The sequence below is a fragment of the Streptomyces sp. NPDC021020 genome (assembly GCF_044333285.1).
Taxonomy (GTDB): domain Bacteria; phylum Actinomycetota; class Actinomycetes; order Streptomycetales; family Streptomycetaceae; genus Actinacidiphila.
In genome coordinates, this window is sequence record NZ_JBIRQQ010000006.1 from 334,744 (window position 1) to 352,719 (window position 17,976).

A 17,976-nucleotide genomic window follows, 5' to 3' on the forward strand; every position below is an offset into this window, starting at 1 on the left:
ACTCGGTATGGTCACCGCCGGACCCCCGGATGGGTAGCGTGCTGCCCGGTACGAGCGCGCCTGGTGCGACGACACGAGAGCGGAGAGACGATGCAGTCAGCGGAGGGGTCGACGCCCCAGGTGGCGACGTTGTCGCTGCCCGCACGAATAACGGTGGCGGTGACCGTCGGCGTCGTCGCCGTGGGAGCGCTCTTCCACCTCGGCATGGTGTTCCTGCACGTCTCGCCGTCGAACACGCTCAACACCCAGCACGCCGCGGCGGTGAGCGACTACATCTATCCCGAGTTCGAGCAGAACTGGAAGCTCTTCGCGCCCGACCCGGTCCAGCAGAACAATCATGTGCAGGCCAGGGCGGAGGTCCGCAAGCCGGACGGCAGCACGCAGACCACCGGATGGGTGGACCTGACGGCGCTGGACGTGGCGGCCATGCGCCACAACCCGATCCCCAGCCACACCGACCAGAACGAGCTGCGCCGCGCCTGGGGCTACTACACCGACACCCACAACGACCAGAACCAGCCGACCTCGGGCAACGGCAGCGACCTGAGCGACACCTACCTGCGCAACATCATCGCCCAGCGCCTCGGCTCGCACCTCAACGGCGGGACCGTCGTCCGCATCCAGGCCCGGGGGGCGGTGACCCCGGTCGCCAAGCCCGGCTGGAGCGGCCAGGCCCCCGACACCACGACCACTTACCGTGAGCTGCCGTGGTGGGTCCTCCCCGCGGCCCCTGCCGGGCAGGAGAAGGCCTCGTGAGCGACCCCCGCACCCCCGCCGGACCCGCGGCCGCCGACGCCCCCGCCACCGGAGGCAGCCACGCCGCGGCCGACGCCCTCGGCAAGGACGACGGCCCGGTGCCCTCGCCCTTCGCCGGGCTCGGCGCCGCTGTCGACCGCGCTATCGCCCAGGGCCTGGCCAAGGTCACCGGTTCCGCCCTCGGCCCCTACCAGGTCGCGATCGTCCGGATCGGCTTCGCGCTGACCTGGCTGCTCTTCCTGCTGCGCGAATTCCCGCACCGCTCGGAGCTCTACGGCCCCGACAGCCCGTGGAGCTTCGACCTCGCCAAGCGGCTGATCACCGGCAACCACGCCTTCACCGCGCTGATATGGAGCGACAGCCGCGGCTGGTTCGAGCTGGTCTACGCGGTGGCCATCGTCAGCAGCGCCATGCTGCTGGTGGGCTGGCGCACCAGGACCGCGTCGGTGCTCTTCATGATCGGCGTGCTGTCGCTGCAGAACCGCAGCGTCTTCATGGGCGACGGCGGCGACAACGTCGTCCACCTCATGGCCATCTACCTGGTCTTCACCCGCTGCGGCCAGGTCTGGTCGGTCGACCGCAGGCTCGCCGACCGGGCCGCGGCCAAGGCCGGGGCGCGGGCGGCGGCGGATCCGGAGATCTCCGCCGACCTGGCGCCGGCGCGCACCGGGAGCGATCCGCTGGGCGTCGGCCTGTGGGTGCTGCTGGCCGCCGGCCTGGTCCTCGCCACGTCGATGGGCAAGCTCTCCACCGAGTGGAAGGTGGCCCTGTGGGCGGGGCTGCTGCTCCAGGCGCTGTGGTGGGCGGTGCGCCGCTACGCGCCCGGTGAGCCGCGCTCGGTGCTCGACATCATGGCCAACGTCATCCACAACGGCGCCATGCTGGTGATCGTCGTGGAGGTCTGCCTGATCTACTCCACGGCCGGCTGGTACAAGATCCAGGGCAGCCGGTGGGAGGACGGCACCGCGCTCTACTACCCGCTCCACCTGGACGACTTCACCCCGTGGCCCTCGCTCTCGCACGCCCTGGCGGGCAATTCGCTGATGGTCATGCTGATCACCTACGGCACGGTCATCGTGCAGGTCGCCTTCCCCTTCACCCTCTTCAACCGCAAGGTGAAGAACGTGCTGCTGGGGGCGATGATGCTGGAGCACGCGTCGATCGCGATCGTGCTCGGGCTGCCCATCTTCTCGCTGGCGATGATCGCCGCCGACTCCGTCTTCCTGCCCACCAACTTCCTGCGCTGGCTCGGCCAGCAGGTGGCCCGGCTGCTGCACCTTTCCCCCGGGCCGCGGGAGACGGCCGAGATCCCGGGCAGCCGGCAGGCCGGCGACGACGCCCCCGCGGGCGGCACTCCGACCGCCGAGCCGGTGACCGACCTGGCCTGACCCGGGCCGTCCGGCCGTGCGGTGCGCGGTCCGCGGTCCCCGCGACGGCCGGACGGCCGCGCATCCGGCCGTAGGCTGGCGCCATGAGCGACGAGCAGGCCGCATTCCGGCTGTCCGGGGTGCGGTCCGCCGTGACCCGCTGGCACGAGCACGCCGCGGACGCGGTGCTGCTCGACGGCTTCCACGCCCTCAAGCACGCGCTGCGCTTCGGCGCCGGTGTCCATGTCGCGGTCAGCAGCGACAAGGAGGCCGTCCTCCGGCTCGCCGCCGATCTCGCGCCCGATCTGGCGGCCGCCCTCGGGGCGTGCGTGACCGAGATCCCGGCCGCCGAGCTGCGCGGCCTGGTGGCCAGGGTCCATCCCACCGCGGTGGCCGCCCTTGCCGCCGCCCCCGACCCCGCGCTCCGCACGGCGGCGCTGACCGCGCTGCCCCGGCGCGCCCCCGTGGTCGTCCTCGACCAGCCCCGCAACCTCGGCAACGTCGGCGCCGTCGTCCGGCTCGCCGCCGGTTTCGGCGTGACCGGCGTGGTCACCACCGGGGACCTGGACCCCTGGCACCCCAACGCCGTACGCGCCGGGGCCGGGCTGCACTACGCGACCGCGGTGGCCCGTACCGGCCCCGACGGGCTGCCGCCGGGCCCGCTGCACGTCCTCGACCCGGAAGGCGAGGACATCCGCGCCACCGCGCTGCCGGACGACGCGCTGATCGTCTTCGGCTCGGAGCGCCACGGTGTGTCCGACGACCTGCGGAAGCGTGCCACCGCCCTGGTGGCGCTGCCGATGCGCCCGCAGGTGTCCAGCTACAACCTCGCCACCAGCGTCGGCATGGCCCTCTACCACTGGGCCGCCACCTCGCGCTCCCCGCTGGTACCGGGCCGCTCCTGAACACGGACCGGCGGCGGGCGGCTCAGGCGGGCCTGCGCACCTCCACCGTCCGGAAGCGGCCGGCGACGAAGGCCGCGTCGCACAGCGCCGCGTTGGCCGCGGGATTGCCACCGGAACCGTGCAGGTCGGAGAAGGCGGCCGTCTGGTTCACGTACACCCCGCCGGTCAGGTTGAGCGACAGCTGGGCGCACTCCTCGAAGCACACCTCCTCCAGCTGCCGTTCGACCTCGGGCGAGGTCGTGTAGCCGGCGACCGTCATGGCGCCGTGGTCGTGGATGGTACGGCGCAGCAGCCGCAGCGCCTCGTCGGTGGAGTCGACGGCGACGGCGAACGCGACGGGACCGAAGCACTCGGCGGTGAAGAGCGCCTCGCTGTCCGGCTTCGCCGCGTCCAGCCGGATCAGCGCCGGGGTGCGGACCACCGCGCCGGGGAAGTCGGGGTGGACGACCTCCCGGGAGGCGAGTGCCACCTCGCCCATGCCGGGGGCGGCCTCCAGCCGGGCCTTCACCTCCGGGTTGACCAGGGCGCCGAGCAGCGCGTTGGCCCGCGCGTCGTCGCCGAGCAGCTTCTCCACCGCGGCGGCGAGGTCGGCGACGACCTCGTCGTACGTCCGCAGGCCCGCCTCGGTGCCGATGCCCTGCCTCGGGATCAGCAGATTCTGCGGGGTCGTGCACATCTGGCCGCTGTAGAGGGACAGCGAGAAGGCCAGGTTGGCGAGCATGCCGCGGTAGTCGTCGGTGGAGTCGACGACCACCGTGTTGACGCCCGCCTTCTCGGTGAAGACCAGTGCCTGGCGGGCGTTCGCCTCCAGCCAGTCGCCGAAGGCGGTCGAGCCGGTGTAGTCGACGATGCGGACCTCGGGGCGTACCGCCAGCGTCTTGGCCAGGCCCTCGCCGGGGCGCTCCACGGCCAGGCACACCAGGTCGGGGGAGAAGCCGGCCTCGGCCAGTACGTCACGGGCGGCGGACACCGTCAGCGCCAGCGGCAGCACGGCCCGCGGATGGGGCTTGACCAGCACCGCGTTGCCGGTGGCCAGCGAGGCGAAGAGGCCCGGGTAGCCGTTCCAGGTCGGGAAGGTGTTGCAGCCGATCACCAGGCCGATGCCGCGCGGCACCGCCGTGAAGGACTTCCGCAGCTCCAGCGGATCCCGCTTGCCCTGCGGCTTCACCCACTCGGCGGTGCCGGGCACGCGCACCTGCTCGGCGTACGCGTACGCCACCGCCTCCAGGCCGCGGTCCTGGGCGTGCGGCCCGCCGGCCTGGAAAGCCATGGTGAACGCCTGGCCCGAGGTGTGCATGACCGCGTGGGCCATCTCGTGCGTCCGCGCGTTGATCCTCGCCAGGATCTCCAGGCACACCAGCGCCCGGGTCTCGGGCCCGGCCTCCCGCCAGGCGGGCATCGCCGCGCGCATCGCGGGCAGCAGGACGTCGGGGTCGGGGTGCGGATACTGCACGCCCAGCTCCACGCCGTACGGCGAGCGCTCGCCGCCCGTCCACTCGTCCGTGCCCGGCTGCTCGGCGGTGAACGCGAAGCGCCGGCCGAGCAGCGCGTCGAAGGCGGCCTTGCCCTCCTCCGCGTCCGCGTACGCCTTCGGATGCTCGGGGTAGGGCGACCAGAAGCCGCGCGTCCTGATCGTGTCCAGCGCCGTGTCGAGGGTGGCGCGGTGGCGTTCTGCCAGGGACTGGGGGGAGAGACCGGCGGACAATGGGACCAACTCCTCGTCGAGCTGCGCGGAGTGAGGGCGACACAGCTAGATTAACCGAATGGTCGGTCGGGACAAGGGCGGCCGACCCGGCCTGTGGAAAACTCTCCGGGCCCGTCGCGGCCGCCGTGCCGCCGGGCAGCGGGAGCGCCGCGACGGGCCGGGACGGGGACGGACAGGGAGGGGCGACCGTGGACGGGCAGGCACGGGCAGGACGCCGTGAGAGGGAACAGGGGACAGCGTGACCGGGATCGACCGCACCAGCACCGTGGCCGTCGTCGGCACCGGCACCATGGGCCAGGGCATCGCGCAGGTCGCGCTGCTCGCCGGCCACCGGGTGCTGCTGCACGACGCCCTTCCGGGCCGTGCCCGGGCCGCCGCCGACGGCGTGGCGGGCCGCCTCGACCGGCTGGTCGCCAAGGGACGGCTCGGCCCGAGCGAGCACAAGGAGGCGCTGGCGCGGCTCGTGCCCGTGGAGAGCACGGCCGAGCTGGCGGACGCCGCGCTCGTGGTGGAGGCCGCCGTCGAGGACCTGACCGCCAAGCAGGCGCTCTTCGCGGGCCTGGAGGACGTCGTCGCGGACGGCTGCCTGCTGGCGACCAACACCTCCTCGCTGCCGGTGACCGCCATCGGCGGCGCGCTGCGGCTGCCGGGCCGGCTGGTCGGGATGCACTTCTTCAACCCGGCCCCGCTGCTGCCGCTGGTCGAGGTGGTCGCGGGTGCGGAGAGCTCCCCGGCGGCCGTCTCCCGCGCCGCGGACACGGCGACCGCGTGGGGCAAGACACCGGTGCGCTGCACGGACACCCCCGGCTTCGTCGTCAACCGCATCGCGCGCCCCTTCTACGCCGAGGCCCTGCGGCTCTACGAGGAGCGGGTCGCGGACCCGGCGACCATCGACGCCGTCCTGCGCGAATGCGGCGGCTTCGCCATGGGGCCCTTCGAGCTGATGGACCTGATCGGCCAGGACGTCAACGAGGCGGTGACCCGTACGGTCTGGGAGGCCTTCTTCCACGACCCGAAGTTCACCCCGTCGCTGGCCCAGCGCCGCCTGGTGGAGTCGGGCCGGCTCGGCAGGAAGTCCGGCCGCGGCTGGTATCCGTACCCGGCGGACGGCCGCCCCGGCGGCACCGCGGACCCCGACCACCGGCCGCACACCGCCGAACCCGCCCTGGCGCCGACCAGGGTGCTGGTGCGCGGCGGCCTGGGGCCGGCGCAGGAGGTGGTACCGATGCTGCGGGAGGCCGGTGTCGAGGTCGCCGAGGACCCCGTGGGCGGTGACGGGGCGCTCGTGCTGCCCGACGGGACGCTGCTCCGCCTGGCCGCGGGCCGGGAGAGCGACGAACCGGAGATCTGCTTCGACCTCTCGGCCGACTACCGGGCCGCCACCCGGATCGCGCTGGCACCCGAACCGGGGGTGCACGCGGACGCGGTGGCGCACGCCGTCGGCCTCTTCCAGGCGCTCGGCAAGGAGGTCAGCGTCGTCAACACCGCTCCCGGCCTGATCGTGGCGCGGACCGTCGCCATGCTGGCCGACCTCGCGGCCGACGCGGTCGCGCGCCAGGTGGCCTCCGCCGAGGACGTCGACACCGCGATGCGGCTGGGGGTCAACTACCCGCTGGGCCCGCTGGAGTGGTGCGACCGGATCTCGGCGCAATACGTGGTGGATGTGCTGGAGGGGATGCACGACATGTACCCCACCGGGCGCTACGCCCCCAGCCAGGGGCTGAGGCGGCGCGCGTGGGCGGAGCAGGATGTGATCTCCTCATGACCATGCCGAAGCGCGACACCTATACGCCGGACTCGCTGCTCGCCGTGGCCGTGGAGGTCTTCAACGAGCGCGGTTACGACGGCACGTCCATGGAGGACCTCTCCCGCGTGGCCGGGATCTCCAAGTCGTCCATCTACCACCATGTGCGCGGCAAGGAGGAGCTGCTCCACCGGGCGGTGGGACGCGCTCTCGACGCGCTCTTCGGCATCCTGGGGGAGCCCGCGGCGGCGGAGGGTTCCGCCGTGCGGCAGCTGGAGTACGTCATCCGGCGCACGGCCGTGGTCCTGATGGACGAACTCCCCTATGTGACGCTGCTGCTGCGGGTGCGCGGCAACACCACGACCGAGCGCTGGGCCATGAAGCGCCGCCGGGAGTTCGACCAGCGGGTCGCGGAGCTGCTCAAGGCCGCGGTGGCGGAGGGGGACCTGCGGACGGACGTGGAGGCCCGGCTGGCGACCAGGCTGCTGTTCGGGATGATCAATTCCATAGCCGAGTGGTACCGGCCGGCCGCGAAGGGCGCGCTGGACCGGGAGCAGGTCGCCGACGCCGTGGTGCGGCTGGCCTTCGACGGACTGCGCGCGTAGCCGGCCGCCGCCGGGGCCACGGCTTGATCGGCGCCTTTCACCCGGACGGGCCAAGGCGGGCCGCGCGGCACCGGGGGCGGCCGAGGACTCCCGGTCGCGTGCCGGGGCCGGGTCAGTCCCCGACCACCAGGTCCGTCTCCTCGAAGACCAGCAGCGTCCTGCTGCTGAGCACCTCCTCGATCGACTGCAGCCGGGTGAGCACCAGCTCCCGCAGGCTGCGGTTGTCGACCGTGTGCACCAGCAGCAGGACGTCGAAATCACCGCTGACCAGGGCGATGTGGACGACGCCCGGAAGCGTCACGAGCTTTTCCCGCACCGTCCGCCAGGAATTCTGGACGATCTTGAGGGTGACGTAGGCGGAGGCGGCGTGCCCCGCCCGCTCGTGGTCCACCCGGGCCGTGAAGCCGCGTATCACCCCGTCCTCGATGAGCCGGTTGATCCGGGCGTACGCGTTCGCCCGGGACACGTGCACCCGCTCGGCCACCGACCGTACCGAGGCCCTGCCGTCCTCCTGGAGCAGCCGGAGGATCGTGCGGTCTATCGGGTCCAGCGGCCGCGCCGGCGGCTCCTGGTCGGCCATCTGTTCTCTCGCCATCCCCCGGAAGCTCCCTACCATGGACGTACTGGCTCCATCTCAGGCTGTGCAGAACCGTTTGTCCACAGGCGGAACCACCCCGTAGCCAAAATGCCTCCGGCGACCGAACAATCGGTAGGGAGAGCGGAACCCGCTCGCGCTACCGACTGCTGACGGTCACCGACCACAAGGAGGTGCTCGCGATGACCGTGCTGGACACCCCCGCCTGGCGGCCTCGCACCGACGCCGCGCCGCTGCTGCCCGACCCGGAGCCCTACCGGCTGCTCGGCACCCCCGCCGCCACGCGTCTGGACCCCGCGCTGCTGCGTGCGCTGTACGCGCAGCTCGTCCGCGGCCGCCGCTACAACCGGCAGGCGACCGCCCTGACCAAGCAGGGCCGGCTCGCCGTCTACCCGTCCAGCACCGGTCAGGAGGCCTGCGAGATCGCCGCCGCTCTCGCACTCGCGCCCGCCGACTGGCTCTTCCCCAGCTACCGCGACACCCTCGCCGTGGTGGCCCGCGGGGTCGACCCGGTCGAGGCGCTGACGCTGCTGCGCGGCGACTGGCACACCGGGTACGACCCGCGCGTCCACCGCGTCGCCCCGCTCAGCACCCCCCTCGCCACCCAGCTGCCGCACGCCGTGGGCCTCGCGCACGCCGCGCGGCTCAGCGGCGACCCGGTGGCCGCGCTCGCCATGGTCGGCGACGGCGGCACGAGCGAGGGCGACTTCCACGAGGCGCTCAACTTCGCGGCCGTCTGGCACGCGCCGGTGGTCTTCCTCGTGCAGAACAACGGCTTCGCCATCTCCGTGCCCTTGGCCAAGCAGACCGCGGCGCCCACCTTCGCGCACAAGGCCGTCGGCTACGGGATGCCGGGAAGGCTGGTGGACGGCAACGACGCACCGGCCGTCCACCAGGTCCTCACCGAGGCGCTGGACCGTGCGCGGGACGGCGGCGGACCCACCCTGGTCGAGGCGGTCACCTACCGGATCGACGCGCACACCAACGCCGACGACGCGGGCCGCTACCGCGAGGAGGCCGAGGTCGCCGCGTGGCGCGCGTACGACCCGGTGGAGCTGCTGGAAAGGGAACTGACCGGGCGCGGGCTGCTCGACGAGGCGGGGCGGCAGCAGGTGGCGGACGAGGCCGAGACGCTCGCCGCCGACCTGCGCGCCCGGATGCACGACGAGCCCCCGCTCGACCCGGCGGAGCTCTTCGCGCACATCTACGCCGAGCCCACGCCGCAACTGCGCGAGCAGGCCGCGCTGCTGCGGGCGGAGATGGCGGCGGAGGCGGCGGAATCAGCGGCGGCCGTCTCGGAGCAGGCGCCGGCGGCGGAGCGCCGGTCATGACCACTGCCACGACCGACGCGGGCCGCGAGGCACCGCCCGCCCGCAAGCAGACCACCATGGCGCAGGCGCTCAACCAGGCGCTGCGGGACGCCCTCGTGGCGGATCCCGCCGTGCACGTCATGGGGGAGGACGTCGGCGCGCTGGGCGGGGTCTTCCGCATCACCGACGGCCTGACCAGGGATTTCGGCGAGGACCGCTGCACCGACACACCGCTTGCCGAGGCCGGCATCCTCGGCGCGGCCGTCGGCATGGCGATGTACGGGCTGCGGCCGGTCGTGGAGATGCAGTTCGACGCCTTCGCCTACCCGGCCTTCGAGCAGCTCGTCAGCCACGTCGCCCGGATGCGCAACCGCACACGGGGCGCGCTGCCGATGCCCATCACCGTGCGGATCCCGTACGGCGGCGGCATCGGCGGCGTGGAGCACCACAGCGACTCCTCGGAGGCCTACTACGTCCACACACCGGGTCTGCACGTCTTCACCCCGGCCACGGTGGAGGACGCGTACGGGATGCTGCGGGCGGCGATCGCCTCCGACGACCCGGTCGTCTTCCTGGAGCCGAAGCGGCTGTACTGGTCGAAGGCCGACTGGTCGGCGCAGGAGCCGGCCGTGGTGCCGCCGCCCGGGCGGGCCGTGGTGCGACGGGCCGGGCGCACGGCGACGCTGGTGACGTACGGGCCGTCGCTGCCGGTGTGCCTGGAGGCCGCGGAGGCGGCGAAGGAAGAGGGCTGGGATCTGGGTGTGGTGGATCTGCGCAGCCTGGTGCCCTTCGACGAGGAGACCGTGGCCGCGGCCGTGCGGGCCACCGGGCGGGCCGTCGTGGTCCACGAGGCGGCGGGCTTCGCCGGGGCGGGCGCGGAGATCGCCGCGCGCCTCACCGAGCGCTGCTTCCACCACCTGGAGGCGCCCGTGCTGCGGGTCACCGGCTTCGACATCCCCTACCCGCCGCCGATGCTGGAGCGGCACCACCTTCCGGGCGTGGACCGCATCCTCGACGCGGTCGGCCGGCTCCAGTGGGAGGACGACTGATGGCCGTGGTGCGCGAGTTCACCCTCCCCGACCTCGGGGAGGGCCTGACGGAGGCGGAGATCGTCCGCTGGCTGGTGCAGGTCGGCGAGGTCGTCGCGGTCGACCAGCCGGTGGTCGAGATGGAGACGGCCAAGGCCGTGGTCGAGGTGCCCTGCCCCTACGGCGGGGTGGTCACCGCGCGGTTCGGCGAGGAGGGCGAGTCGCTGGCCGTGGGGCGGCCGCTGGTGACCGTCGCGGTCGGGTCCGCCGACGCGGCGGGGATGCTGAGTCCGGGATCGGGCGGCGCGGGCCACGCCGGCGACGGGGACGGCGTCTCCGGGGAGTCGGCGGACGGTGGCCAGGGCTCGGGCAATGTGCTGGTCGGCTACGGCACCGGCGCGGCCGCGGGCCGCCGCCGGGCGCGGGTGCGGGCGGGCGGACGAGGGCCCGTACCGGCCGCTGTCCCGCCGGTGGCTTCCCCGCCGCCTCCCGCTCCTCCGCCGGTGCCCGCACCGGACGGGGTGGACGGTGGGCCGGTGGCCGTCATCTCACCGCTGGTGCGGCGGATCGCGCGCGAGCACGGGCTGGATCTGCGGACCCTGGCCGGAAGCGGACCCGAGGGGCTGATCCTGCGCTCCGACGTCGAGCGCGCGATCACAGCTCCGGCCCCTGCCCCCGCGCCCGCCGCCCCTGCCCCCGCGCCCGTGCCGGAGGGCGCCGAGCGGGTGCCGCTGCGCGGGATACGGCGAGCGGCGGCCGAGAAGCTGGCCCGCAGCCGCCGCGAAGTGCCGGACGCCACCTGCTGGGTGGACGCCGACGCCACCGAACTGCTCGCGGCCCGGGCGGCGATGAACGCCCCCGGCCGGCCCCGGATCTCCGTGCTCGCGCTGCTGGCCAGGGTGGTCACGGCCGCGCTGGCCCGCTACCCGGAGCTCAACGCCACGGTGGACACCGAGCGCGCGGAGATCCTGCGGCTGCCCGGCGTGCACCTCGGCTTCGCCGCCCAGACCGACCGCGGCCTGGTGGTGCCCGTGCTGCGCGACGCGCACACGATGACCACCGCGGAGCTGTCGGACGCGATCGCCCGGCTCACCGACTCGGCCCGCGCGGGCACGCTGTCCCCCGCCGAGCTGACCGGGGGCACGTTCACGCTGAACAACTACGGCGTCTTCGGTGTCGACGGCTCCACGCCGATCATCAACCACCCCGAGGCCGGGATGCTCGGTGTGGGGCGGATCGCCGCCAAGCCCTGGGTGCACGACGGCGAGCTGGCGGTGCGCCAGGTGGTGCAGCTCTCCTTCACCTTCGACCACCGGGTGTGCGACGGCGGCGTCGCGGGCGGCTTCCTGCGGATGGTGGCCGACTGCGTGGAGCAGCCCGCCCTGCTGCTGGCCGCCGTCTGACCGGCGCCGCCCGCTCCCCCGGCCGCGCCGCGCGTCGGCCGGGGGATACTCGGCGGCATGACGACGAGCTACGACGCGGTGGTGCCGGCCGGCGGGGCGGCCCGGCGGCTGGGCGGCACCGACAAGCCCGCGCTCGCGGTGGGCGGCCGGACGCTGCTCGACCGGGTCCTCGCGGTGTGCGCGGACGCGGACCGCACCGTCGTCGTCGGCCCCCGCAGGCCCACCGCCCGGCCGGTGTGCTGGACCCGGGAGGAGCCCGCGGGCGGCGGCCCGCTGCCCGCGCTGGCCGCCGGGCTCGCCGCACTCGGCGGCCCGGACCGCCCGCCGGTCGTGCTCGTCCTCGCGGCCGACCTGCCCTTCCTGACGGTGGACACGGTCGCGGCGCTCACCGGGAGCCTCACCGGTGCGTGGGAGGGCGCTCTGCTCACCGACGCCGACGGCCGCGACCAGCCGCTCGCGGCCGCCTACTCGGCGGAGCCGCTGCGCCGCGAGGCCGCCCTGCTCCGGGCGGAGTACGGCACCCTGTCCGGCCTGCCGCTGCGCCTGCTCACCGCGGGACTGCGGCTCCGCCGGATCCCCGACCCGACCGGCCGCGCGAGCTTCGACTGCGACACCTGGGAGGACGTCGCCGTCGCGCGCTCCCGGCTGGACCCGCAGGGCGGCCCGCCCGGCGCCTGACGCCCCACCAGACCCGGTGCCACCGCCCGCCGGTGGGCCGGGCGGGGTGTCCACGGGGTGAGCCTGGGTGGCTTGCGCGGGCGGATCGGGGACCATGGGCGTGTGGTGGACGAATGGATCGCAGCAGTCAAGACCGAACTGGGTATCGACCTCGACGTGGACACCGGTGTCCTGCTCGACCTGGCCCGTGACGCCGCGCACGGTGTCGCGCGCCCGGCGGCGCCGCTGACCACCTTCCTGGTGGGCTACGCGGCCGCGCAGGCCGGCGGCGGGCCGCAGGCCGTACGCGAGGCGGCGCGCAAGGCCGCGGACCTGGCCGTGCAGTGGCCGGAACCGGAGGAATAAGGCGGATGAACGGCCCCCGTGACCGCGGCCGGAGCGGCGAGGACGCCGCCGACCGCGCCCTCGACGACGCCCTCGCACTGGCCAACGGCCCCCGGGGCAGGGCCGGCCGCGGCGCCCGGACACCCGCCAACGATCCGCTCGCGGTCGCGCTCGGCCACGAGCCGCTGCGCGCCCCGGACCCCGCCCCGCCCCCGGCGGCCGCCGTCTCCTGGCCGGAGGCGCGGCGTATCGCCCGCCGGGCCGGGCGCCGGCTCGACGTGCGGGCGCTGCCGCTCGGCGAGGACATCCTCGGCATGGCGCTGGCGCGGCCGCTCGCCGCGCTGACGGACCTGCCCTCCTTCGACTCCTCCGCGATGGACGGCTGGGCGGTCGCGGGCCCGGGCCCGTGGCGGCTCAAGGGGCAGGTGCTCGCCGGGCAGCGGCGCCCCTCCGAACCCCTGCTGGGCGGCCACGCGGCGCGTATCGCCACCGGCGCGGTGCTGCCGCCGGGCGCCACCGCCGTCCTGCGCAGCGAGCACGGCAGCGTGCGGCAGCGGACCGACGGCGAGTGGCTGCACGTGCTGGCGCCGCACTCCCCGCCCGCTCCCGGCCAGGAGATACGGCGCAGGGGCCAGGAATGCCGCAGCGGCGACGAGCTGCTGCCCACGGGGGCGCTGGTCACCCCGGCGGTGCTCGGACTGGCCGCGGCCGCCGGATACGACGAGCTGGTCGTCGTCATGCGGCCCCGGGTCGAGATCCTGGTGCTCGGCGACGAGCTGCTGGACCAGGGCCCGCCGCGGGCCGGGAGGGTGCGCGACGCGCTCGGCCCGATGCTGCCGTCCTGGCTGCGCGGGCTCGGCGCGGACGTGACCGGGGTGCGGCGGCTCGCGGACGACGCCGACGTGCTGCACGCCGCGCTGGCCGCGAGCACCGCCGACCTGGTGGTGACCACCGGGGGGACGGCGGGCGGCCCGGTCGACCATGTGCATCCCGTACTGGCCCGGCTCGGCGCCGCACTGCTGGTCGACGGGGTGGCGGTACGGCCGGGGCACCCCATGCTGCTCGCCCGGCTGCCCGCCGGGGGCCTGCTGGCCGGGCTGCCCGGCAATCCGCTCGCGGCTGTCTCCGGCGTGCTCACCCTGGTCGCGCCCGTGCTGCGCACGCTCGCCGGACGGCCGCTGCCGGCCCCGTACGCGGCGCCGCTGACCTCGGACGTGCCCGGCCACCCGGCGGACACCCGGCTCGTGCCCGTCGTCTTCGACGACGAGTCGGCCGCGCGGCCGCTGCATTTCACCGGTCCCGCGATGCTGCGCGGGCTGGCCGCCGCGGACGGTATGGCGGTGATCCCGCCGGGCGGCGGGAGGGCCGGGGAGGAGACGGCGGTCCTGGACACCGGGGTGCTCGCACCCGCGTGGGGGAGCGGGACATGACCCCGCAGGAGGGCTCGGGCGGCGCCGACGGGACGCCGCCGCCCGACGCCACGCCGGGCGGCCACGTGGTGGCCTTTCCGCACCAGCCCGCGGGGCCGCTGCTGCAGGTGAGCAGGCGCCTGCTGCTCGCGCTGCTGGTGCTCGCCGTCACCGTGGCCCTCGTCTACTTCGACCGCCACGGCTACCACGACGCCGCCGACACCTCGGTGGGCTTCCTCGACGCGCTGTACTACTCGACGGTCACCCTGTCGACGACCGGCTACGGCGACATCGTCCCGTACAGCACCAGTGCGCGCCTGACGACCACGTTTCTCGTGACGCCACTGCGCGTGCTCTTCCTGATCATCCTGGTCGGCACGACGCTCGAGGTGCTGACCGAGCGGACCAGGGAGCAATTCCGGATCACCCGTTGGAGGCGAACGGTGCGCGATCACGTCGTCATCGTGGGATACGGCACCAAGGGCCGGGCGGCGGCGCGGACGCTGCTGGGGCGCGGGGTGCCGAAGGAGCAGATCGTGGTCGTCGACCCGAACCACAAGGCGGTGCACGGCGCGACGGAGGAGGGGCTGGTCGCGGTCGCCGGTGACGCGACCCACAGCGAGGTCCTGCGGCGGGCCGAGGCGCAGCGGGCGCGGCAGATCGTCGTCGCCGCGCAGCGCGACGACACCGCCGTCCTGGTCACGCTGACCGCCCGCCAGCTCAACCCGACCGCGCACATCGTCGCGTCGGTCCGCGAGGACGAGAACGGGCCGCTGCTGCGGCAGTCGGGCGCCGACTCCGTCATCACCAGCTCCGGCTACGCGGGGCGGCTGCTGGGGCTCGGGGTGCTCAGCCCCAGCGTCGGGCGGGTGATGGACGACCTGATCACCTACGGCAGCGGGCTCGACCTCATCGAGCGGCCGGTGGCGGCGTCCGAGGCGGGCAAGTCGCCGCGCGAATGCACGGATCTGGTGGTGTCGGTCAAGCGCGGCTCGCTCCTGCTCGGCCACGACGACCCGGACGCGTCGCCCCTGCGCCCGACCGACCGGCTGATCACCATCCACCGGGCGACCGGAAGTTCGGAGACCGCGCCGCTGGACTGACTCCGCGCTCCCGCACCGCAGCACGGCGCGGCCGACCGCCGGGGCCGCTTCCCGTATGGTCGTGGCATGCGTGCGATCACCATTGCCCAGCCCGGCGGGCCCGACGCGCTTGTCCTCGCCGAGGTCCCCGATCCCGAGCCGGGGCCGGGCGAAGTGCTCGTCGAGGTCGCGGCCTCGGCCGTGAACCGCGCCGACGTCCTGCAGCGGCAGGGCTTCTACGACCCGCCGCCCGGTGCCTCCCCCTACCCCGGCCTCGAATGCTCCGGGCGGATCGTGGCGCTCGGTGCGGGCGTGGCCGGCTGGACGGTCGGGGACGAGGTGTGCGCGCTGCTGTCCGGCGGCGGCTACGCCGAGCTGGTCGCTGTGCCCGCCGGCCAGCTGCTGCCGCTCCCCGAGGGCGTCGACCCCGTCACGGCGGCGGGGCTGCCCGAGGTCACCGCGACGGTCTGGTCCAACGTCTTCCAGATCGCGCACCTGCGACCGGGCGAGACGCTGCTCGTGCACGGCGGCTCCAGCGGCATCGGCACCATGGCGATCCAGCTCGGCAAAGCGGTCGGCGCGACGGTCGCGACCACCGCGGGCACCGCGGAGAAGCTGGCCTTCTGCGCGGAGCTGGGCGCCGACATCCTGGTCAACTACCGGGAGCAGGACTTCGTCGAGCAGCTGGGCGACCGGGGCGCCGATGTCGTCCTGGACGTGGTCGGGGCGAAATACCTGGACCGCAACCTCGACGCCCTGGCCGTGAACGGGCGCCTCGTCGTCATCGGGATGCAGGGCGGCGTGAAGGCGGAACTGAACCTTGCGAAGCTGCTCGCCAAGCGTGCGGCCGTGATCGCGACGAGCCTGCGGGCCCGGCCCGCGGAGGAGAAGGCGGCGATCGTCGCGGCCGTCCGCGAGCACGTCTGGCCGCTGGTCGAGGCGGGCACCGTCCGCCCGGTCGTCGACCGCGCCTTCCCCCTGGCCGATGCCGCAGCCGCGCACCGGCTGATGGAGAGCAGCGAGCACGTCGGCAAGATCCTGCTCACCGTCTGACCGCCAACGCCCCGCCGGGCACCCGGGATGCCGGGATCGTCGCTTCGTGTGACGCTGATTCCACCGAGAGTCCGGCGGAGAGGCGAGGGATGTGCGGTGGGCATCCGGCAGGAGCGGGTCACCGCCCGATGCCGCCCACTGGGCCCACTCGGCCCGCCCGGTCGCCACGGTCCTCCGGGCGGCGGCGCCCGCTCTGGCCGTCGCGGCTCTGCTCGCCCCGGCCGCCACCGGGCGGGCCGCCGCACCGGCGGCGCCCGCCTCCGTCTCCGCACAGCGTGGATCGCCGCAGGCCGCAGCTCCCGACGCGGCCCGTCCGCCCCTTCCGGGGCGCGACCCCCGGCCCGGCGGCCCGCAGCCCGGCGGGACCGCGGACGTCCGGCCGCCCGGACCCGCCAGCCCCAACCGGCCCGCACCGCCGTCGAAGCCCGCGCGTCCCGCACGTCCCGCGCCGTCCGAACGGCCCGGACCGCCTGCGCGGACCGAGCGGCCCGCGTCGCCCGAACTGCCCGCGAGCGGCCCGCATTCCGGCTCGCCGCGTCCACCCGCCACCTCCGGCACGCCTGCCATGCCGTCACCTCCTCGTCCCTTTCCGCCGGCTTCCGCCGGTCCGTCCGTTCCGTCCCGTCCTGCCGGAAGGCCCGCCCGCTCCGATTCCGCTCGGCCGCCCGAGCCCTCCGCCTCCGGCGGTGCGCCGCTGCGGCCGCCCGCCGGGCTCCCCGCCGGCGGATCCGGTCGGGACGGTCACGCGCGGCACCGCGCGTACGAGGACCGGCCCCGGCAGCACCGCTACGACCACGGCTTCCGTGAGCAGGCGCCCTCGCTCGTGCCCGACGCGGGCTCCGCGGGCCCGGCACCCACCGCGACCACGCTCCCCGCGCCGACCGTGGTGCGAGGCGGCTCCGCTTCCGTCGCCGCCCGCGAGCCCCGGGTGCGCCGGGTGCGCCGGGTGCTGCCGCTCGGTGCGGGGATGGTGCTGGTCGGGCTCGGTCTCGGCTTCCTCGGTCTCCGTCTGCGCCGGAGCTGACCGCCCGGCGCCGCCCCCGTCTTCTCCCCGCGCCCGCGCCCGCACGCCCGCACCCGCCCGCCCGCACCCGCACGCCCGCGTACCCGCGCCCGCGCGAACGCGCGCACCCGCACGCGAGACCTTCCGTCCCGGCCTCCCGTGACTGCGGGTGACCGTTCCCGATCATGATTGCCTGCGGAGCGGCCTCTCGAACATCGAACGCCCTTCGTTCATTCGTTCGAGTGAAGAGAGGGTCCGGCGCGCCGATCGGCCTTGTCGCGGGCGGCCTTACTCGGTATACATACTCAGTATGTCGATCCGTCACGGCCTGCTGGCCCTCCTCGAACGAGGGCCGCGCTACGGCTACCAGCTACGCACCGAGTTCGAGTCGCGCACCGGTTCCACCTGGCCGCTCAACGTCGGGCAGGTGTACACGACCGTCGCCCGGCTGGAGCGCGACGGCCTGGTCGTGCCCGCGGGCGAGGACGAGGCGGGGCACGCCCTCTACGCCATCACCGAGGACGGCCGCGACGAGCTGAGGCGCTGGTTCACCACGCCGGTGGACCGCGCGAGCCCGCCGCGCGACGAGCTCGCGATAAAGCTCGCGATGGCGGTGGGGACGCCCGATGTGGACGTCCGCGCCGTCATCCAGGCCCAGCGCGCCCACACGATCCAGGCGATGCAGGACTACACGCGCCTGAAGGCGCAGGCGCTGGAGGCGGCGGCCGCCCGTCCGGGGGTCTTCGACCCGGACGACGTGGCCTGGCAGCTGGTCCTGGACCAGATGATCTTCCAGGCCGAGGCGGAGGCCCGCTGGCTGGACCACTGCGAGACCCGGCTCGTCCGGCTCGCCCCGCAGGCCGTGGCCGACCGGCGGGAAGGAGCGGACAACCCGCCTTCGGACGGGGACGGCACCGCCGAGCAGGCGGACGGCGCACCGCAGCGGAGCCCGGCGCGCGTCGGCGGGCTGCGCGGCGCGCTGCGCCGGCCCCGCCGCTGACCAGGGCGC

The 17,976-nt window shown here is 74.8% G+C and carries 15 protein-coding genes and 2 pseudogenes; 15 read left to right on the top strand and 2 right to left on the bottom strand.

Features of this window, described 5'->3' with window-relative positions:
* Positions 1-90 precede the first annotated feature (90 nt).
* The 3 genes from ACH4SL_RS20115 to ACH4SL_RS20125 all read left to right on the top strand — a co-directional run bounded on the left by ACH4SL_RS20115 (position 91) and on the right by ACH4SL_RS20125 (position 3,028).
* Entirely contained in the window at positions 91-756 is a 666-nt protein-coding gene (locus tag ACH4SL_RS20115; RefSeq protein WP_398447281.1) for a DUF5819 family protein, read from the top strand.
* Entirely contained in the window at positions 753-2,144 is a 1,392-nt protein-coding gene (locus tag ACH4SL_RS20120; RefSeq protein ID WP_398447283.1) for an HTTM domain-containing protein, read from the top strand. Before ACH4SL_RS20115 ends, ACH4SL_RS20120 begins: the two co-directional genes overlap by 4 nt.
* Positions 2,145-2,227: 83 nt before the next feature.
* On the top strand, positions 2,228-3,028 hold the full coding sequence (locus ACH4SL_RS20125; protein WP_398447285.1) for a TrmH family RNA methyltransferase: 801 nt from the start codon (positions 2,228-2,230) through the stop codon (positions 3,026-3,028).
* Positions 3,029-3,050: 22 nt separating this feature from the next.
* Here the strand turns inward: ACH4SL_RS20125 and paaN are convergent, their stop codons facing one another.
* The gene (gene paaN / locus ACH4SL_RS20130; RefSeq protein ID WP_398447290.1) at positions 3,051-4,733 is read right to left on the bottom strand and encodes a phenylacetic acid degradation protein PaaN; all 1,683 of its coding nucleotides are present in this window, start codon (positions 4,731-4,733) and stop codon (positions 3,051-3,053) included.
* 238 nt (positions 4,734-4,971) lie between these two features.
* Between paaN and ACH4SL_RS20135 the strand changes: the two genes are divergently transcribed.
* Complete coding sequence (locus ACH4SL_RS20135) at positions 4,972-6,498, top strand: 3-hydroxyacyl-CoA dehydrogenase (RefSeq protein ID WP_398447292.1); 1,527 nt, start codon at positions 4,972-4,974, stop codon at positions 6,496-6,498.
* Positions 6,495-7,082, top strand: a complete 588-nt coding sequence (locus ACH4SL_RS20140) for a TetR/AcrR family transcriptional regulator (RefSeq protein ID WP_398447294.1) — start codon at positions 6,495-6,497, stop codon at positions 7,080-7,082. The genes ACH4SL_RS20135 and ACH4SL_RS20140 overlap by 4 nt, the downstream gene beginning before the upstream one ends.
* 112 nt (positions 7,083-7,194) lie before the next feature.
* On the opposite strand, the gene ACH4SL_RS20145 is transcribed toward ACH4SL_RS20140, so the two are convergent.
* Positions 7,195-7,677, bottom strand: a complete 483-nt coding sequence (locus ACH4SL_RS20145; protein ID WP_398447296.1) for an Lrp/AsnC family transcriptional regulator — start codon at positions 7,675-7,677, stop codon at positions 7,195-7,197.
* Positions 7,678-7,859: 182 nt separating this feature from the next.
* Here ACH4SL_RS20145 and pdhA point away from each other — a divergent pair, with 182 nt between their 5' ends.
* The 10 genes and pseudogenes from pdhA to ACH4SL_RS20195 all read left to right on the top strand — a co-directional run bounded on the left by pdhA (position 7,860) and on the right by ACH4SL_RS20195 (position 17,967).
* Positions 7,860-9,008 (top strand): pyruvate dehydrogenase (acetyl-transferring) E1 component subunit alpha, encoded by a 1,149-nt coding sequence (gene pdhA / locus ACH4SL_RS20150; RefSeq protein ID WP_398447298.1) that lies wholly within the window; start codon positions 7,860-7,862, stop codon positions 9,006-9,008.
* Positions 9,005-10,036, top strand: coding sequence for an alpha-ketoacid dehydrogenase subunit beta (locus tag ACH4SL_RS20155; protein ID WP_398447300.1), 1,032 nt, complete (start codon positions 9,005-9,007; stop codon positions 10,034-10,036). Before pdhA ends, ACH4SL_RS20155 begins: the two co-directional genes overlap by 4 nt.
* Positions 10,036-11,418: a dihydrolipoamide acetyltransferase family protein gene (locus ACH4SL_RS20160; protein WP_398447302.1), complete on the top strand. Its 1,383-nt coding sequence runs from the start codon at positions 10,036-10,038 to the stop codon at positions 11,416-11,418. Before ACH4SL_RS20155 ends, ACH4SL_RS20160 begins: the two co-directional genes overlap by 1 nt.
* Before the next feature lie 57 nt (positions 11,419-11,475).
* Positions 11,476-12,060, top strand: a pseudogene (locus tag ACH4SL_RS20165) (molybdenum cofactor guanylyltransferase); the annotation flags it as partial.
* 117 nt (positions 12,061-12,177) lie between these two features.
* Positions 12,178-12,441, top strand: a pseudogene (locus ACH4SL_RS20170) (DUF6457 domain-containing protein); the annotation flags it as partial.
* Between the two features lie 5 nt (positions 12,442-12,446).
* Positions 12,447-13,850, top strand: coding sequence for a molybdopterin molybdotransferase MoeA (locus tag ACH4SL_RS20175; RefSeq protein WP_398447304.1), 1,404 nt, complete (start codon positions 12,447-12,449; stop codon positions 13,848-13,850).
* The gene (locus ACH4SL_RS20180; RefSeq protein WP_398447306.1) at positions 13,847-14,932 is read left to right on the top strand and encodes a potassium channel family protein; all 1,086 of its coding nucleotides are present in this window, start codon (positions 13,847-13,849) and stop codon (positions 14,930-14,932) included. Before ACH4SL_RS20175 ends, ACH4SL_RS20180 begins: the two co-directional genes overlap by 4 nt.
* Positions 14,933-14,998: 66 nt before the next feature.
* The gene (locus ACH4SL_RS20185) at positions 14,999-15,964 is read left to right on the top strand and encodes an NAD(P)H-quinone oxidoreductase (protein WP_398447308.1); all 966 of its coding nucleotides are present in this window, start codon (positions 14,999-15,001) and stop codon (positions 15,962-15,964) included.
* 823 nt (positions 15,965-16,787) lie between these two features.
* Positions 16,788-16,988, top strand: coding sequence for a hypothetical protein (locus tag ACH4SL_RS20190; protein ID WP_398447310.1), 201 nt, complete (start codon positions 16,788-16,790; stop codon positions 16,986-16,988).
* 289 nt (positions 16,989-17,277) lie between these two features.
* A complete protein-coding gene (locus ACH4SL_RS20195) occupies positions 17,278-17,967 on the top strand; it encodes a PadR family transcriptional regulator (RefSeq protein WP_398447312.1) in 690 nt (229 codons plus the stop codon).
* The last annotated feature ends 9 nt before the right edge of the window (positions 17,968-17,976 follow it).

Excerpts from the sequence above, each read along its gene's own strand:
- ACH4SL_RS20115 (WP_398447281.1), top strand. The coding sequence starts at position 91 with ATGCAGTCAGCGGAGGGGTCGACGCCCCAGGTGGCGACGTTGTCGCTG.
- ACH4SL_RS20125 (WP_398447285.1), top strand. The coding sequence starts at position 2,228 with ATGAGCGACGAGCAGGCCGCATTCCGGCTGTCCGGGGTGCGGTCCGCC.
- ACH4SL_RS20140 (WP_398447294.1), top strand. The coding sequence starts at position 6,495 with ATGACCATGCCGAAGCGCGACACCTATACGCCGGACTCGCTGCTCGCC.
- ACH4SL_RS20145 (WP_398447296.1), bottom strand. The coding sequence starts at position 7,677 with ATGGCGAGAGAACAGATGGCCGACCAGGAGCCGCCGGCGCGGCCGCTG.
- pdhA (WP_398447298.1), top strand. The coding sequence starts at position 7,860 with ATGACCGTGCTGGACACCCCCGCCTGGCGGCCTCGCACCGACGCCGCG.
- ACH4SL_RS20155 (WP_398447300.1), top strand. The coding sequence starts at position 9,005 with ATGACCACTGCCACGACCGACGCGGGCCGCGAGGCACCGCCCGCCCGC.
- ACH4SL_RS20160 (WP_398447302.1), top strand. The coding sequence starts at position 10,036 with ATGGCCGTGGTGCGCGAGTTCACCCTCCCCGACCTCGGGGAGGGCCTG.
- ACH4SL_RS20175 (WP_398447304.1), top strand. The coding sequence starts at position 12,447 with ATGAACGGCCCCCGTGACCGCGGCCGGAGCGGCGAGGACGCCGCCGAC.
- ACH4SL_RS20180 (WP_398447306.1), top strand. The coding sequence starts at position 13,847 with ATGACCCCGCAGGAGGGCTCGGGCGGCGCCGACGGGACGCCGCCGCCC.
- ACH4SL_RS20185 (WP_398447308.1), top strand. The coding sequence starts at position 14,999 with ATGCGTGCGATCACCATTGCCCAGCCCGGCGGGCCCGACGCGCTTGTC.
- ACH4SL_RS20195 (WP_398447312.1), top strand. The coding sequence starts at position 17,278 with ATGTCGATCCGTCACGGCCTGCTGGCCCTCCTCGAACGAGGGCCGCGC.